A 2,128-nucleotide genomic window follows, 5' to 3' on the forward strand; every position below is an offset into this window, starting at 1 on the left:
AAGGCGGCGGTCACCGTGAAGGTTTGCTCGAAAATGCCAAGCGACATCGCCTTAATCCGTGCCTGATTTGCGATGGCGTCAGGTTGAATGCCGATGTCGTTTACCAGAACCTCTGTGATGTCTTCGATGCGATCCTGCGCAACGCGCACGCCGAAACGGCGTTCCGGCACCTCTGGATAAAGCGCACGAAAAGCATCGATCCCAATGATAACTTGCGGCGCAGGGTTGCCGTAATCAGAATAGATGCCGACAATTTCCTGCCCCTGAGAACTCGGCACTTTATCACCAACGCTGAGACCTGCGCGAAGGGCCAACTGTTCATTCACAAGCGCATGCCCCGTGATCTGTAACCTATCCCAAACATTTGGCGCTTCGTTGAGCAGGGGCCAATGATCACGATACGTCGGATGATCCTGTACCGCATAGATTTCGCCAGTCTGATCATTCAATTGCGCAGGCGCGCTGATGATCGGCAGGATCGCATCGATTTTGCCGTCCAATTGGACCCGCATGGCAACCGCCTGCGCATCCGTATCAACCGTTACGTAAAGCTCAGAAGCGAGCCGTTGGTCCAGCCAGCCAATGAATGTCATGCGGAAACTGGAGACCATTGTGCTGACGCCAACGTTTGTTGCAATAGCGAGCAACAACGCCATGAGGGCCATCGATAAGCCGGGCACTTGGCTTCGGGTATCGGCCCAGAACCATTGGCGCAGGGCAGATGTGGCGCACCCTTCCAAGATGGCAAGCGTGCGATCCAAAAGCAGGGGCAGTAAAAACGCTGCGCCAATCAGCAAGGCGCCAAGCAGGATAAAGCCTTGAGTCAACCCGCTCGCAGTCGCGCTTAAGATCGCCGCTAAGATCAAGAGAGCACAGCCCAAACCGGCCATAACGCGCATGACACGTCGCGCGGCCTTGACCCAAGCTTGCGGTGTTCCTGCCTCCATCAAGGCAACGCGGCTCAGTCGAAAGAGCGTGCCCGCGCTCGCAATCAAAGTGCCACCCACCGCCATACCGAGCCCAGATGCCCACCAACTCGCGCGGATTTGGAGGCTACCGGTGACATCCGCGCCATAAAGCCCCCGCAAGGTCGCCGCGACATCGGGCAAAAGCGCAGCGGCAATCAAATAGCCAAGCAGAACGCCAATCATCCCTGCGAGCGTGGCAAAGATCAAAAGCTCAGCGAGCAAAAGGACGATCAACGCACGAAGCGAAACGCCCAACGCGCGCAAGGTTCGAAACATCGCGCGGCGTTGCTCAAAAGCCAGCCCAATCGCGCCGTAAACAATGAACAATCCAACAGCAAAGGACAAAAGACCAAAGGCTGTGAGGTTCAAATGAAAACTATCTGTGAGCCTTGCAATATCATCGCCCGTAGCTTGAGGGCTCAGCATCTTGAGATGCGGCATGACCTTGTCGAGTGCTGGCAGATCCTTGGGTTGATCGGGCAGGACCAACAGTTGATCGATGCGATCTTCACGTTCGAGTAGTCGTGCAGCGACACCAATGTCGACCAAGGCGGTTTGACTTGGAAGGGTCTCTTCTACAGAAAACCCAAGTCCTAACGCAGTCACCGCTGCGCGCGCATCCTCGGAAATGAGCGCAAAGCCGGGCCCAGAGAAAAACTGGTTCAAGGGAAGCGATTGTAAATCACCCGTCATGGCCTCTCTCGGCGCTGTCAATGCGTCGACCCCGAGCACCTGTAGTTCAAAGTCTTCCGTTGTTGACAGGCTGCCCAATATTCGAGGGGAAACAAGCCAACCCGCGCGGCGTAACGTGACAAAATCCGAAATTGTCATGTCCTGCCCCTCAGCTGAAACCAAGGTATCAAACTGGGTCTGGGCGACCTGCGATGCAGCACTGCCATAGCTGGCGCGCGCCTCTGCATTAATCGCTTGCACGCCTGACCAAAGCGCAGTCGCTAGCGCGAGGCCGATCAATAAAGTGAACAACTGTAAAGGGTTGCGCCACCAATGAGACAGCAAAGCCTTGAGCGCCGTGCGGTGACTCATGATGCGATGACTCCACCACGCAACGTGAGTTGTTGATCAAGCGCACGGGCATGACTGGCCGAATGGGTCACCATCAACAGCGCTGTGCTCGTCTCGCGCGTGATTTCAAGCAGTAG

At 56.0% G+C, this 2,128-nt stretch carries 1 protein-coding gene; it reads right to left on the reverse strand.

What is annotated here, in order from left to right; translation table 11 throughout:
• On the reverse strand, window positions 1-2,012 hold a 2,012-nt coding region (locus tag ABJQ89_RS17310), incomplete at its 3' end, for an ABC transporter permease (RefSeq protein WP_348497404.1).
• Window positions 2,013-2,128 lie beyond the last annotated feature (116 nt).

The sequence above is a fragment of the Planktotalea sp. genome (assembly GCF_039984035.1).
In the GTDB taxonomy this organism is placed as follows: domain Bacteria; phylum Pseudomonadota; class Alphaproteobacteria; order Rhodobacterales; family Rhodobacteraceae; genus Planktotalea.